Raw genomic sequence first — 13,093 nt, 5'->3', positions numbered from 1 at the left:
TTCACCGACGGTCGGTGCGCCGGTCGAGCGTGGTGGCGACGACCAGGACGACCACGATCGCGGCCCAGAGGACAGCCAGCCCGACAGCGAGCCCCAGCGGGTAGTCGCGGTCTGGTAGGCCCGGGTTCGGAGGCGCCGAGGGTGGTCGCCACAGCAGGGGCACGGCGATCAGCAGCAACGTGGCGCTGGCCATCAGACCGGCGACGATCCAGGCCAGACGTAACCGGTTCGTCACCAGTCGACCCAGCGCCAACCCGACCAGTCCGACCAGCGGTGCCACCAGGACGTCGTGCAGCACCGGGCCGCCGATCAGCCACGGCAGGGCGGTGCCGAGTTGGGGGAGGAGCAACCAACAGCCGTACGCGGTGGCCGCGGCGCCGACCACGAGCAGGAGCAGTCGGGTGACTCTCACCGCAGCACCTCCAGCCGGGCCACCCACTTGGTCTGCAGGACCCCCGGCCGGCTCGGCGCGATGAGCCGGCAGGGGTAACCGTGGTCGGGCGACAGTTCCTCGCCGTTGATCCGCAGCGCGAGCAGGGTCAGCGGGTCCCGGGCATGGGCCGCGGGGAGTGTGCTCGCCGCGTACAGGCCGTCGGTTTCCAGTGAGGTGACTCGAACCGGTCGGCCGGTCGGTGCGCCGGCCCAGCGGAGCAACTGCACGACGGGCACGCCGGTCCAGTGGGCCGAGGCGCTCCAGCCCTCGACACAGGCGATCGGCAGTTCCGCTGTGCGTTGCGGCAGGGCCGCGAGGTCGGCCAGGGACAGGCTGTTCCGCCCGCCCGCCCAGACGATCTCCAGCCGCCAGTCCGGGGGAACGGAGATGTGCGCGGCAGCCGCCGTACGGTTGATCGGTACGCCCTGCGGCCCGGACGCGGAACGCCACGCCAGCGGCGACACCCGACGTAGCCACGGCACTGTGACCCCGGCGGTGGCCAGCACGGCGATGCCGGCGACGCCCGCCGAGGTACGGAGGAACGCCCGCCGCTCGGACGAGTCCCGATCGTCAGGCCCCGGCGTCGCAGCCGGCGCCGCTCCGCTGCGTCGCAGTGGCGTGCTCAGCGCCGCGCGGGCGACGGGGAGCTTCACCGCGACGTGCAGCAGCAGCGCGCCCACCACCAGCCAGGCGACCGCGTAGTGCGCCGTCGGGAAGAAGAACCCCCACGGGTACGACTGGGCGACGTTGAACAGGCCCGTGACCAGTTCGAAGAACGCCGCGCAGACCAGCACCAGGACGGAGATCCGTTCGAGGGCGTGGGCGGACAACCGGATCGGCTGACGCACTGGCGGACGGACAAACAGCCGGGGGTAGACGCTCCACAGCTTGGCCAGCAGCAACGGGACCGCCGCGACACCGGAGAGCACGTGGACACCCTGGGTGATCCGGTACAGGTTCACCGGTCGGGTCGGCCAGGTGAACCAGCCCGGCGGGTGCTGGATGTAGTGACTGAGCAGCCCGGTGCCGAAACACAGCCCGAACGCCACAGCGAGCCAGAGACCGAGCCGGGCGGTGACCAGTGGTGAGTGCGAGGGCGCGGTGAAGTCCTCGGGTACGGGGACGCGTGGCCGGCGGATCATGGACGCGCCAACTCGGCGAACCAGCGTGGACCGAACCGGAAACGGTCGACGACCCGCAGGCCGGCAGCGGCGGCGGCACTGGACACCGCCTCCGCTCCGACCCGCGCCCAGCGGAACACCGGCCCGCGCAGTTCCCGATCGCCGGACGACCCGGACACTACGTACGCCTGCCCCTGCCAGAGCCCGGTCCCCGGGGGTTCCACCTCGACCAGCAGCGTTCCGTCGGCCGCGATCAGGGTGCCGCACCGGCGCAGCAGGCGGACCGGGTCGCCACCGATGCCGATGTTGCCGTCGATGAGCAGGGCGTGCGCCCACCTCCCCTCGCCGGGAAGGGGTTCGAAGACGTCGCGTCGCAGGGCGATGACCCCCCGGTCCTGGGTCAGACGTACCGCCTCGGCGGAGATGTCCACCCCCAGTGCGACGAGGCCGCGCTGGGCGAGTGCCCTGGTCAGCCGGCCGGGGCCGCAACCGAGGTCGATTGTGGGCCCGGTGCAGCGTGCGGCGACGGACTCGATCGCCGGTTCGGGCGGGCCGTGCCAGCGCCGTACCGGCAACAGGTCACGCCGCCCGTCGGTGTGCACCAGCCAATGGTCGGGTTGGGTCGCGGGCCTCGGGCGGCCGACCGGCGTGGCGTAGGCGTCAGGGTCTGCGGACCACCCGCCGAGCCTGCCCAGCACCACGGCGAAACCGTCGAGACTGATGGCCGAAGTCACCGGGGGTGCCCGATCAGCAGATGGCGGTCCACCGACGCGACGGCGTCCGCGAACCGGGTGCCGGGCAGGTCGGCCGCGACCGCCAGCGCCGTCGACCAGTCGTCGACATCCCGCTGTACGGGCAGGATCGCCGGTTGCAGGCCGCGCCCGTGCAGCGCGGCGAGGGTGCGTCGCCCGGTGTCGTCGGTCGACATGGGTACGTCGCGTAACGCGCTCGCGTACCTGGGATCGCGTAACCCGAGTGCCCACCAGCCGCCATCCAGCGCCGGTCCGAACACCGCCTGGTGTTCGGCGAGCCGATCCAGGGCTGTGGTGAGCGCTGCCGGCCGGATCTGCGGGGTGTCCATGCCGATCTGCAGCACCGGTCGGCCGGGAAAAGCCGCAGCGGTGTCGGCGTGGGCGTTCGCGAGGCGGTCGGCGAACGTGTCGCCACGCTGCGCAAGCAGGTGCCAGCCCGCCAACGCGGCGGTGAGTTCCGCGCTGTACTCGGCATCGGCGAACCGACCGGTGTGGGCCAGCACGGGAATGGTCGAGGCGGTGGCGCGCACCGCCGCGAGGGTGTCCAACAGCGACGCCGCCGCGATCCGGGCCGCCTGGATGGGATCGGCGGGCGGGCAGAGGCGCGTCTTGGCCTGCCCGGCGACCGGTGCCTTCGCAACCAGGAGCAGGACGTTCACCGGCCACCACCGGCGGCGTCGGCGCGCAGCACTCCGGCGAAGTCCCGGGTCGCCCGCAGCGTGCCCCGGACCGACCCGGAGACCTTCGAACTGGTGCCGGCGGCTCGCGGCGCGTACGCGACGTCCAGTTCGAGGATTCGCCAGCCCGCTCCGGCCGCGCGCAGCAGCAGTTCCAGGGGATAGCCGAACGCGCGGTCGTTGACACCGAGTCCGAGCAGCGCCGCCCGGCGGGCGACCCGGATCGGGCTGATGTCGTACACCGGCACGCCGCGACGCCGCAGCAGGGCCGCGACCAGCGCGTTCCCGGCGCGGGCATGCCACGGCCAAGCGTCCGCCGAGACCGGTCGACGTCGCCCGACGGCGAGATCGGCCTGCCCGTCGAGCACCGCCGAGACGAGCCTGGGCAACTCGGCCGGGTCGAACGAGCCGTCCGCGTCGAGCACGCAGACCAGATCCGTCTCCGCCGCCAGCAGGCCGGCGTGTACTGCCGCTCCGTACCCCCGTCGCGGCTCGTGGACGACCCGCGCCCCGTACTCGGCCGCGACGACCGGCGAACCGTCGGTGGAGCCGTTGTCGACCACGATGGCGCGGTAGCCGGGCGGTAGCCCGCTCAGTACGGCAGGCAGTGCGGCCGCCTCGTCAAGACACGGCAGCACCACGTCGATCGTTGTGTGCATACCGGCGACGCTAGGCCCGCCACCGGCCGTCCGGACCGCGGTTGCTCCTTACGAATCGCTTACACGGCACCGGATCTTACGACTCTCTGACGTCTCACCGTGCGGCCGTCGAATGCCTGGTGGGAGGTCGTATCGTCGGCCGTCACCATGACCATGATGACCCGGCCGGGACGAACCCGGTCCGCCGACCTGATCGTCCTCGGCGTCGAGGTGGCACTGCTCGCCGTCGCCGTCGCCGTCGGCGCCCTGCTCAACCATCAGGGCGTACGACTGCACGCCGACGCGGCGCCGCTCTACGCGAGTTGGCAACCCCATCTGGGGCCCGGCACCCCCGTCGCGCTTCTCGTCGCGGCGCTGTTCGTCTGGCGGGGCACACGCTGGGGAACCGACACGCGCTGGCCGCGGCTGCTGGTGGTCGGCTATGTCGCCTCGCTGCTCTGGACGCTGTCGCTGGCTCTGGTGGACGGCTGGTCCGCGGGGTTGACCGAGCGGCTCACCGTGCAGGCCGAGTACCTGCACGAGGTGCCCCGGGTGACGGACGTCAGCATCATGTTGTCCGGCTTCGCCGACCGGATTCTCGACTTCCAGCCCGATTCGTGGTCCACCCACGCTGCCGCTCACCCACCGGGAGCGTTGCTGTTCTTCGTCTGGCTGGAGCGGATCGGCCTCGGCGGTGGGACCGCCGCCGGGCTCGCCTGCGTGCTGCTCGGCGCCACGGTGTCGGTGTCGGTTCCGGTGACGCTGCGGGCACTCGGCGCCGAGGACGCTGCCCGGGCGGTGTGGCCGTTCCTGGTGCTCCTCCCGGGGGCGGTCTGGGTTGGCGCGTCCGCGGACGGGATCTTCGCCGCGGTGGTAGCGGCCGGGTTGGCGCTGCTGGCGGTGGGTGGCCGACCGGGGGCCGTACTGGGCGGGTTGTTACTCGGTTTCGCGCTCTACCTGTCGTACGGGTTCGTCCTGGTCGGGTTGCTCGCGTTGACAGTGGTGCTGCTCCGGGCGCGGGACCGCCTCGGCGTGTTCCTGGTCGCGGCGACGGCGGTCGCGGCCGTCGTCGCCGCGTTCACAGTCGCCGGCTTCTGGTGGCTGGACGGCTACCACCTGGTGGCACGTCGTTACTACCAGGGCTGGGCGGCGGAACGCCCGTACGGTTACTGGGTCTGGGCGAATCTTGCCGCCCTGCTGCTGTCGGCCGGCCCGGTGGTCGGGCCGGCGCTGCGGCGGGCGGTGGCCGCCGTGTCGATCCGAGCGCCGCACCCACCGCTCGCGACGGCCTTTCGGCAGCGGATCGCCAGCGCCGGACCCACTGTGTGGTTGCCCATCGCGGCGGTGGTGGCGGTGCTCGCGGCGGACCTGTCCGGGCTCAGCAAGGCAGAGGTCGAGCGGATCTGGCTACCGTTCGCCGTCTGGCTGTTGGTCGCCACCGCGCACCTGCCCCGCTGTCACCGGCGGTGGTGGTTGGCCGCCCAGGCCGCCACGGCTCTCGCCGTCAACCACCTACTGTGGACGGTGTCGTGACCGATGCCGGGTCTCGCATGACCGCTGTGGTGAAGTCGGCGATGCCAGCGGCGAAGCCGACCCGGGCGGTGAAACCAAGCAGCCGGGTGGCGCGCGCCGGGTCGGCCACGACATGCCGTACGTCGGCCGCCCGCCCGCCCCCGACCGTGACCGGCGCTGGCCCGCCCATCGCCGACGCCAGCTCGTGGGCCAGCTCGCCGACGGTGTGCGGCTCGCCCGAGCAGACGTTGATCGGGGTCAGGGGGTCCGGTGCCGGTGTCGTGAGGGCCAGCAGGTTGGCCGCCGCCACGTCGGTCACGTGCACGAAGTCGCGCCGTTGCCGGCCGTCCTCCAGCACCCGGGGCGCTCGTCCGGCGGCCAGTGCCGACCGGAAGATCGACGCGACCCCCGAATACGGGGTGTCGCGGGGCATTCGCGGACCGTAGACGTTGTGGTAGCGCAGGGCCCAGACCGATCCGCCGGTCTGCCGGGCCCAGGCGCCGGCGAGGTGTTCCTGGGCCAACTTGGTGGCGGCGTACGTGCTGTGCGGCTCCAGCGGCGCGTCCTCGGGCACCAGACCGGGGGAGAGCGCCTGGTCGCAGCGAGGGCAGGTCGGCTCGTAGCGGCCCTCGGCCAGGTCGGCGACCCGGCGGCCGGCAGGCCTGACGATTCCATGGGTGGGGCAGTGGTAGCGGCCCTCGCCGTAGACCACCATCGAGCTGGCCAGCACCAGTCGGCGTACCCCGGCGGCGTGCATCGCCGCGAGGAGGGTGGCAGTGCCAAGGTCGTTGTGCGCGGCGTACCGGGGGGCGTCGGCCGGGTCGATGCCGTGGCCGACCATGGCTGCCTGATGGCAGACCGCGTCGATCCCGGTCAGTAGCCGGGTCAGCAACTCGGTGTTCCGCACGTCGCCGACCACCAGGTCGTGCCGCTCGGTCCAGGGCGGCGCCGTCGCACCGTGCGCCTCGGGCAGGAGCGCGTCAACGGCCACCACCTCGTGCCCGTCGTCGGTGAGCAGGTCCGCGACGTGTGAGCCGATGAAGCCGGCCGCACCGGTGACAAGTATCCGCATTCCGGTCACCGTATGACCCCGCGTACGCCTGGGCGGGTTTCCGCACGCAGCCGTAAGAACCTCGCAAGGTTTGCTGGTGCGGGCGGCGACTGGTGCGTGGCTACGCTGGGCCGGTGGACATCTGGGGGAGACGTTGACGGGGCGGAACGGGGAAGGTCCGTGACACAGCGCGTGCTGGTGGTCGACGACGATCAGACAGTGAGCGACGTCATTCGTCGTTACCTCGAGAACGACGGCTTCCAGGTGAGCCTCGCGGCGGACGGTGCGGCGGCACTGGCGGCCGTGGAGCGGCAGGCGCCACACCTGGTAGTGCTCGACCTGATGCTGCCCCGGATCAACGGCCTGGAGGTGTGCCGGGCACTGCGGGTACGGCCCGACGGCGTGCCGATCGTCATGCTGACCGCCCGCGGTGACGAGTCCGACCGGATCCTCGGGCTGCAACTCGGCGCGGACGACTACCTGACCAAGCCCTTCTCACCCCGGGAACTGGTGCTGCGGGTCCGTTCGGTGCTCCGTCGCGCCGGAGGTGGGACGCCACCCGAGCGGCCGGAGGCGCTCACCGATGGCGACCTGGTGGTGCACACGGCCTCCCGAACCGCCCGCCTCGCGGGTGCGGATCTGGCCCTGACGTTGCGCGAATTCGACCTGCTCGTCCATCTCATGCGGCATCCGTCCCGGGTCTTCGGCCGGGCCGAACTTCTTGAGCAGGTGTGGGGGTGGAACTTCGGGGACCATTCGACAGTGACAGTGCACGTACGCCGACTGCGGGAGAAGATCGAGGCCAACCCGGCCGATCCGCAGCGGATCGTGACCGTCTGGGGTGTCGGCTACCGCTACGAGCCGGCCCATGCGTGACGTACTCCTGATCTTCGCGATCGCCCTCGGCGCGGCCCTCGGCATCGGTCTCGCCGGCGCGGTGCTGCTCCGCGCGCTCCGGCGCAGCTCGATCACCGTGCACCTCAGCGTGCTGCTCACCACCACTGTGGTCGCCGTCGCCGTCGGGGTGATGGCGGTCGCGGAAGCGATGTTCCTCTCCGCGCACGACAGTGAGGTGGTCCTGATCACCGTCGCGGCGGCGGCGGTGGTCAGCCTCGCCGTCGGGGGGCACTTCGGCCGGCGACTGGCCCGTGCCGCGGTCTGGCGCGACCAGGCTCGGGAGCGGGAACGGCAACTGGAGAAGGGACGACGCGACCTGGTCGCCTGGGTCTCCCACGACCTGCGGACCCCGCTCGCCGGGCTGCGGGCGATGGCGGAGGCGCTGGAGGACCGGGTGGTCCGCGATCCGGAAACGGTAGACGAGTACCACCGCCGCATCCGCGTGGAGACCGACCGGATGACCCGACTCGTCGACGACCTGTTCGAGCTGTCCCGGATCAACGCGGGAGCGTTGCGGTTGTCGTTGACGGCGGTGCCGCTCGGCGAGGTGGTCTCGGACGCGCTGGCCAGCACCATCCCACTGGCCGACGCTCGCCGCATCAAGCTGATCGCCAGCGAGTCGGGGTGGCCCACTGTCGCCGCGAGCGAACCGGAACTGGCGCGGGTGGTGGCCAATCTGCTGCTCAACGCCGTCCGCTACACCCCGGCCGACGGCACCGTACGCATCGAAGCCGGCCGGGAGGAGGACCACGCCTGGCTGTCGGTTGCCGACACCTGTGGCGGCATCCCCCCGGCGGACCTTCCCCGGCTGTTCGACATCGCGTTCCGTGGTGAACCGGCCCGGACCCCTGGCCCCGGTGACGGTGGGGCGTCCGGAGGGCTCGGCCTGGCCATCGTTCGTGGCCTCGTGGAGGCGCACGGCGGTCGGGTCGAGGTGCGCAACACCTCCGACGGCTGCCAGTTCATGGTCCGCCTGGCGACCGCCTGAGGCGCACCCGGGCACTGCCCAGATCAACGAGGGCGCTCCGGCCGATCAGATTTCCGCCGAGCTGCCGCAGCCGGTCCGGAGCTGCTGGAGACCGCCAACGGCATCCTGGCCGGCGCGTTCGACCTGGCCGCAGTCGCGGCCCTCGACGACATCCAGTACTACATCGAGCAGATGCCCGGGTTCACCGGCGTCGCCGACGAACCCGCTGAATGGCTGGTCATCGGCACACTGAACGACGAGCCGCTGCTGATCCGACGCGACAGCGGCGCGGTCTGGTACTTCCCGGCGGAGACCACCGACGAGTGGTGGGGCTTCCTCGACGAGCAGGGTCTGACCTCGCCCGGTGACGATGACGAGGAGGCGGATGATTGACTGCGACGCATGAGGAGATCACGGCGCTCTGGGGCGCCGATGGGAAGGTCTAGTTTCCGCTGGACCGGCCCTACGGTGCTGGCTCTCGATGCCATGCCTCGGCGAGGACGGCGTAGGTGTAGCCGTCGACCCAGCCCAGTTCGGCGTGCCAGGAATCGCCGACGCCGTGCTGCTCACGACGCATGCCGACCTTCTCGAGGATGCGCACCGAGGCGAGGTTGTCCGCGAAGCAGCCGGCGGTGATTCTGCGAATGCCCAGCCGGTCGAATGCGTGCGCCACCACAGCGGTCACCGCCTCGGTCGCGTACCCATTTCCGCGGTAGGCCGGATCGAAGATGTAGCCGAGCTGGGCCTCGGTCCGTGGTGGCATGCCGGGTTGACCCATGCCGTCGACGACGTCGAGCGAGACGGTTCCGATCACCACGCCGTCGAGCGTGGCCGCCATGCTGTGGTCGTCGGGGTCTGCGGCCGCCCGTCGCCATGCCGCGCGGAAGGATACGGGGTCGACCTGCGTGCGTAGTAGCCAGTGCGTGACCTGCGGCAGGTTGCGGTACTCCAGGATCCGGTCGACGTCCTCGTCCCGCACTGGGCGAAGCTCGAGGCGTTCAGTGCGTACGGTGGTGTTCTCCATGAGGCGGGACGCTAGTGGACGCAACCCGGCGAGACGTCCGATTATTGGTCCGCCCGACCCGACACATGCCGCTCGGGGCGGACTGGTATTCATCGCCGGTGACGGTGCACGACGACGTGTGACTACCTCTCCTCCTGCTTGCGGGTGAACTTCAGGGCATGACGTCCACCAGCACCTTGCCGACCGCGCCAGCCTCCACCGCTCGATGAGCGTCGGCGGTCCGGTGCAGTGGGAAGCGGAGCAGTGGCAGGCCGTGTTCCTCGCCAACCGGCAAGGCGTCGTCGCGAATCGCGGCGGCGACGTCCTCGACGGCTGCGGCGCGAGCGTGCGGGCCAGCGGTGTAGAGCACCAGGAACTGCAGGCGGGTGTTCAGCACCATGTTCTGCCCCACGTTCAGCGCGACAGGATGGCCACCCACGTTGGCGTACGTCGCGATGGTGCCGCGGGTGCGCAGCACGGCCAGGTCCAGAGCCAGGTTCGCGCCCAACGCCACCTCGGCGACGATGTCGACGCCGTCCGGGGCGATGGCACGGATGGCGGCGGCCGGGTCGCCCTCGCGATAGGTGATGGTGTGGTGGGCCCCGGCCGCGGCGGCCAGCTTCGCCTTCTCCGGCCCGCTGACCGTGGTGATCACGGTGGCGCCGGCCCAGCGGGCGAGTTGGATCACCGCGTGCCCGACCGCGCCGGCCCCGCCGGCGGCGAGCACCACCTTGCCGTCGAGCGCTCCGGGGTGCAGGCGGCGTGGCCCGTCCTCGGCGACGGTGAGGGCGCGGTGTGCGGTGAGTGCGGGGACACCGAGCGAGGCGCCGACGTCGAAACCGGTCTCGTCCGGCAGCGGCACGGCCTGGTCGGCGGGTACGACGGTGTACTCGGCGGCGGTGCCGGTGGGCCTCCCGGCGGCGGCCATGAACAGCCAAACCCGCTGACCGACCCGACCGGGGTCGACCCCGGCACCGACGGCGTCGATCACGCCGGCGCCGTCGAGGTGCGGGGTGATCTCGGGAAACAGCTTGCGGTGGGCGGTGCCGGATCGGGCCTGCCAGTCGGTCGGGTTGACCCCGGACACGGCGACCCGGACGCGAACCTCACCGGGTGCGGGCGTGGGCCGGTCACGCTCGACGAACTGGAGAACGTCGGGGCCGCCGTTGTCGCGGTAGATGATCGCCTTCATGATGCATCCTCTGTTCGATTCATGTCGTACCGTTCGAGCTGGATCGAACAGTACGATCAGAGTCGAACTTTCCGCAAGTTCTGGCTAGGCTTGAACTCGTGACCGAGGTGATCGAACCCGCCATCGAGACCGTGACGATCGACGTCGTGCTCAGCGCGCTCGCCGACCCGGTACGGCTCACGCTCGTGCGTGCCCTCGTCGCCGCCGGGGACTGGACGTGCGGCAGTGACGTCCTCAAGGAGGCCGGCGTCACCATCGGCAAGTCGACGGTGTCGCACCACATCAAGGTGCTGCGCGATGCCGGCCTGATCCGCACGCGGGTCGACGGCATCCGCCGGCTGGTCACCCTCCGCTACGACGACGTGGAGCAACGCTTTCCCGGGCTGCTGAGCATGCTCCGCGAACACACCTCTGCCCGTACCGCCGCAGCGGCGCCCACTTCATCCGCGTGAAAGGGCGCCGCTCAACCGACCCGTTGGGCCAGCACCTGCCCGGGCCAGGTTCCGGCCAGGAAGCTCTCGGTGGACTTGAATCCGTGCCGCTCGTAGTACGCCACCAACTCGCCTCCGCCGCCCGCCCAGCAGTCGACCCGTAGCAACCGCACGCCCGCTCGCCGGGTTTCCTGCACGGCGTGTGCCAACAGGGCCGACCCCAGTTTCCGGCCGGCGAATCGTCGGTTGGAGACCAGGAGGCGGACGTACCGCTCGGGTTCTTCCGCGGGCGCGATCGGTACGCGCGGGTCGGGCCCGGAGCCCAGCACCAGGGCCGCGGCCGGCGTCCCGTCCACTTCCGCGAGGAACGGGAGGTTCTCGGTCAGGTACCGATCGACCTGTTCGGCCCGTGCGGGTATTTCGGAGAACGGCGTCGTGCCCCACTGCTCGGTGTTGCCGCGGTCGTTCATCCAGGCCACAGCGGAGTCCAGCATGGTCAGAACGGCAGGCGCGTCGACCGGGCCACCGCGTCTGATACGTATGCCGCGGGTGGTGTCGTCCATGGCGGAATGGTAATCCAATGCTGGCCGATCACGACCGAGGCGCTCAACCGACCTGACTCTCGCCCTCAGGGCCGAGACCTCGGGAGGTCAGGGTCCGGTTCAGCGCCGCCAGCAGCCGTTCAAGGGCTCTGCGATCGCTGTCGGTGAGACCACGAAGGATGGCCGCCTCGTTGGCCAGATGCTCCTCGATGAGCCGGTCGGTCAAACCCACACCCGCCGGAGTCAGCCCGACCACTCTGCCGCGCGCGTCGGCTGTGGAGACCGAGCGGGACACGAGGCCTCGGGCGATCAGCCGGTCCACCCGCTTGGTGACCGCCCCGGTGGTGACGAGCATCCGTTGGCTCAGCTGGCCCGCCGTGAGCGTGTATGGCTCGCCCTCGCGGCGCAGCGCCGCGAGCACGTCGAAGTCGCCGTTGCTGAGGTCCGCAGCGGCGAACGGCGGCCGCAGGGCCACATCGAGGACAGCGGCCAGTTGTTGGATGCGACCGATGATCAGCAGCGGGGTGGGGTCAAGGTCTGGTCGCTCGCGACCCCACTGACCAACGATGTCGGCGATCCGGTCGTCATCCACTGTTGCATCTTAGCTTCCACGGAAGATAAGTTGTCTTCCGTGGAAGACAACTCCCCTCGAACGTCAGCTCCGCTGGTCACGGCGTACGTGGATCCGTCCTGCCCGTTCGCCTGGATCACCTCCCGCTGGCTCATGGAGGTCGCGAAGATGCGGCCGCTCACTCTGCGGTTCGAGGTGATGAGCCTCGCGGTGATCAACGAGCATCGTGACCTGGAGCCCTGGTACCGCGAATTCAACGACCGGGCGTGGGGCCCGGCCAGGGTGTGCGTGGCGGCAGCGGCGCAACACGGCTCCGCCGCCCTCGCACGGCTGTACCCGGCGCTCGGCCGCCGGATCCACGACGGCGGCGACAAGGACTTCGACACCGTCGTCCCGCTGGCCCTGGCCGAGGCCGGCCTCCCCGCCGACCTGGCCGCCGCCGCCTCGCGCAGCGACCTCGATCCACAGATGCGGGCCAGCACCGCCCGCGCGCAGCAACTGGTGGGCGAGGACCTCGGCACCCCGACGGTCGTCGTCGACGACGTGGCCTTCTTCGGGCCCGTGCTGAGCTCCATCCCTCGTGGCGAGGAGGCCGTCCGCGTCTTCGACGGCGCTCGCCTGCTCGCCGGCTGCCGGGCTTTCTCCGAGCTCAAACGCGCCCGGTCCGACGGCCTCACTTTCGCGTAGCTCCAGCACCGGGAAGTCACCTGTCCCCGACTCGGGCCTGTCGATATCTGATAACCGGCCGTTCGGCATCGCGTCCACTGGAATCGATAGGGTCCGTTGGCTGCCACCGACGGCGGTTCGTGCGACGCGGTGGCCGGCATCGAAACCGCGGGCCGGCCGGAGGGTCTGCCGCGCACCAGGTGCGCCGAGGCGCAGTTCCAGGGTCTCAAGGAACTGGCTGTCGACAAGCAGGACGAGGGCCAGGTCATAGTGAGCGGAGACCTCAACGTCGACTTCAGCGCCGACCGGAGCTACGGATACGCCAAGTTCCCGTGGCAGGTGTTCGAGGCCAACGAGCTGCCGAATTTGCGCTCCAACTACAACCTCTACGGCGAAAAGGGCACCGGAAGCACGGCAACCGGCACATCGACTACGTCTACTTCTGGAAGCGGCTGCCCGCACACCAGCTGATGTGGATGACCGACTACGACATCGTCGGCGCCACCAGATCCGACCACAACGGTGTCGTCGCGACTTCTCCATGCAGAGCTGACGTCCGCGACCCTCGCCGGCTGCCAGAGCCTCGGCGCTCGGGCTGCCCCCACTGCTGGCGACCTCGCCTGTCGCCGAGGGCTCGACC

Annotated in this window: 17 protein-coding genes; 7 read left to right on the top strand and 10 right to left on the bottom strand. The window is 70.9% G+C overall.

Features of this window, described 5'->3' with window-relative positions:
* Position 1 precedes the first annotated feature (1 nt).
* The 5 genes from AB0K35_RS03290 to AB0K35_RS03270 all read right to left on the bottom strand — a co-directional run bounded on the left by AB0K35_RS03290 (position 2) and on the right by AB0K35_RS03270 (position 3,642).
* Positions 2-412, bottom strand: a complete 411-nt coding sequence (locus tag AB0K35_RS03290; protein ID WP_363883417.1) for a hypothetical protein — start codon at positions 410-412, stop codon at positions 2-4.
* Complete coding sequence (locus AB0K35_RS03285) at positions 409-1,575, bottom strand: molybdopterin-dependent oxidoreductase (protein ID WP_363883415.1); 1,167 nt, start codon at positions 1,573-1,575, stop codon at positions 409-411. The genes AB0K35_RS03290 and AB0K35_RS03285 overlap by 4 nt, the downstream gene beginning before the upstream one ends.
* Complete coding sequence (locus AB0K35_RS03280) at positions 1,572-2,159, bottom strand: class I SAM-dependent methyltransferase (RefSeq protein ID WP_274525468.1); 588 nt, start codon at positions 2,157-2,159, stop codon at positions 1,572-1,574. Before AB0K35_RS03280 ends, AB0K35_RS03285 begins: the two co-directional genes overlap by 4 nt.
* A gap of 125 nt (positions 2,160-2,284) precedes the next feature.
* Positions 2,285-2,965 (bottom strand): DUF2064 domain-containing protein, encoded by a 681-nt coding sequence (locus AB0K35_RS03275; protein WP_363883413.1) that lies wholly within the window; start codon positions 2,963-2,965, stop codon positions 2,285-2,287.
* Entirely contained in the window at positions 2,962-3,642 is a 681-nt protein-coding gene (locus AB0K35_RS03270) for a glycosyltransferase family 2 protein (RefSeq protein ID WP_363883411.1), read from the bottom strand. The genes AB0K35_RS03275 and AB0K35_RS03270 overlap by 4 nt, the downstream gene beginning before the upstream one ends.
* Before the next feature lie 147 nt (positions 3,643-3,789).
* On the opposite strand from AB0K35_RS03270, the gene AB0K35_RS03265 reads away from it, so the two are divergent.
* Complete coding sequence (locus AB0K35_RS03265; protein WP_363883409.1) at positions 3,790-5,154, top strand: hypothetical protein; 1,365 nt, start codon at positions 3,790-3,792, stop codon at positions 5,152-5,154.
* On the opposite strand, the gene AB0K35_RS03260 is transcribed toward AB0K35_RS03265, so the two are convergent.
* Positions 5,126-6,205, bottom strand: a complete 1,080-nt coding sequence (locus AB0K35_RS03260) for an NAD-dependent epimerase/dehydratase family protein (RefSeq protein ID WP_238667935.1) — start codon at positions 6,203-6,205, stop codon at positions 5,126-5,128. The two genes, AB0K35_RS03265 and AB0K35_RS03260, sit on opposite strands and share 29 nt — an antisense overlap.
* 159 nt (positions 6,206-6,364) lie before the next feature.
* Between AB0K35_RS03260 and AB0K35_RS03255 the strand changes: the two genes are divergently transcribed.
* From AB0K35_RS03255 to AB0K35_RS03245, 3 genes are all read left to right on the top strand, one after another.
* Positions 6,365-7,060 (top strand): response regulator transcription factor, encoded by a 696-nt coding sequence (locus tag AB0K35_RS03255; RefSeq protein WP_238667934.1) that lies wholly within the window; start codon positions 6,365-6,367, stop codon positions 7,058-7,060.
* The gene (locus AB0K35_RS03250; protein WP_357360452.1) at positions 7,053-8,069 is read left to right on the top strand and encodes an ATP-binding protein; all 1,017 of its coding nucleotides are present in this window, start codon (positions 7,053-7,055) and stop codon (positions 8,067-8,069) included. Before AB0K35_RS03255 ends, AB0K35_RS03250 begins: the two co-directional genes overlap by 8 nt.
* A gap of 171 nt (positions 8,070-8,240) precedes the next feature.
* Positions 8,241-8,441, top strand: coding sequence for a hypothetical protein (locus AB0K35_RS03245; RefSeq protein ID WP_363883406.1), 201 nt, complete (start codon positions 8,241-8,243; stop codon positions 8,439-8,441).
* A 70-nt stretch (positions 8,442-8,511) separates the two neighbouring features.
* Here the strand turns inward: AB0K35_RS03245 and AB0K35_RS03240 are convergent, their stop codons facing one another.
* Together AB0K35_RS03240 and AB0K35_RS03235 are read right to left on the bottom strand one after the other, a co-directional pair.
* Positions 8,512-9,072, bottom strand: a complete 561-nt coding sequence (locus AB0K35_RS03240) for a GNAT family protein (RefSeq protein WP_363883404.1) — start codon at positions 9,070-9,072, stop codon at positions 8,512-8,514.
* A gap of 151 nt (positions 9,073-9,223) precedes the next feature.
* On the bottom strand, positions 9,224-10,243 hold the full coding sequence (locus tag AB0K35_RS03235) for an NADPH:quinone reductase (protein ID WP_363883402.1): 1,020 nt from the start codon (positions 10,241-10,243) through the stop codon (positions 9,224-9,226).
* A gap of 98 nt (positions 10,244-10,341) precedes the next feature.
* Between AB0K35_RS03235 and AB0K35_RS03230 the strand changes: the two genes are divergently transcribed.
* The gene (locus tag AB0K35_RS03230; RefSeq protein WP_363883400.1) at positions 10,342-10,695 is read left to right on the top strand and encodes a metalloregulator ArsR/SmtB family transcription factor; all 354 of its coding nucleotides are present in this window, start codon (positions 10,342-10,344) and stop codon (positions 10,693-10,695) included.
* Positions 10,696-10,706: 11 nt separating this feature from the next.
* On the opposite strand, the gene AB0K35_RS03225 is transcribed toward AB0K35_RS03230, so the two are convergent.
* Both AB0K35_RS03225 and AB0K35_RS03220 read right to left on the bottom strand, forming a co-directional pair.
* A complete protein-coding gene (locus AB0K35_RS03225) occupies positions 10,707-11,237 on the bottom strand; it encodes a GNAT family N-acetyltransferase (protein ID WP_238667928.1) in 531 nt (176 codons plus the stop codon).
* 43 nt (positions 11,238-11,280) lie between these two features.
* On the bottom strand, positions 11,281-11,808 hold the full coding sequence (locus tag AB0K35_RS03220) for a MarR family transcriptional regulator (RefSeq protein WP_238667927.1): 528 nt from the start codon (positions 11,806-11,808) through the stop codon (positions 11,281-11,283).
* 39 nt (positions 11,809-11,847) lie between these two features.
* Here AB0K35_RS03220 and AB0K35_RS03215 point away from each other — a divergent pair, with 39 nt between their 5' ends.
* Together AB0K35_RS03215 and AB0K35_RS03210 are read left to right on the top strand one after the other, a co-directional pair.
* Positions 11,848-12,474 (top strand): disulfide bond formation protein DsbA, encoded by a 627-nt coding sequence (locus AB0K35_RS03215; RefSeq protein WP_363883398.1) that lies wholly within the window; start codon positions 11,848-11,850, stop codon positions 12,472-12,474.
* A gap of 96 nt (positions 12,475-12,570) precedes the next feature.
* The gene (locus AB0K35_RS03210) at positions 12,571-12,924 is read left to right on the top strand and encodes a hypothetical protein (RefSeq protein ID WP_238667926.1); all 354 of its coding nucleotides are present in this window, start codon (positions 12,571-12,573) and stop codon (positions 12,922-12,924) included.
* The last annotated feature ends 169 nt before the right edge of the window (positions 12,925-13,093 follow it).

Source organism: Micromonospora sp. NPDC053740, from assembly GCF_040677775.1.
Lineage (GTDB): Bacteria > Actinomycetota > Actinomycetes > Mycobacteriales > Micromonosporaceae > Micromonospora > Micromonospora alfalfae.
This window is presented reverse-complemented; position numbering and strand designations above follow the sequence as displayed.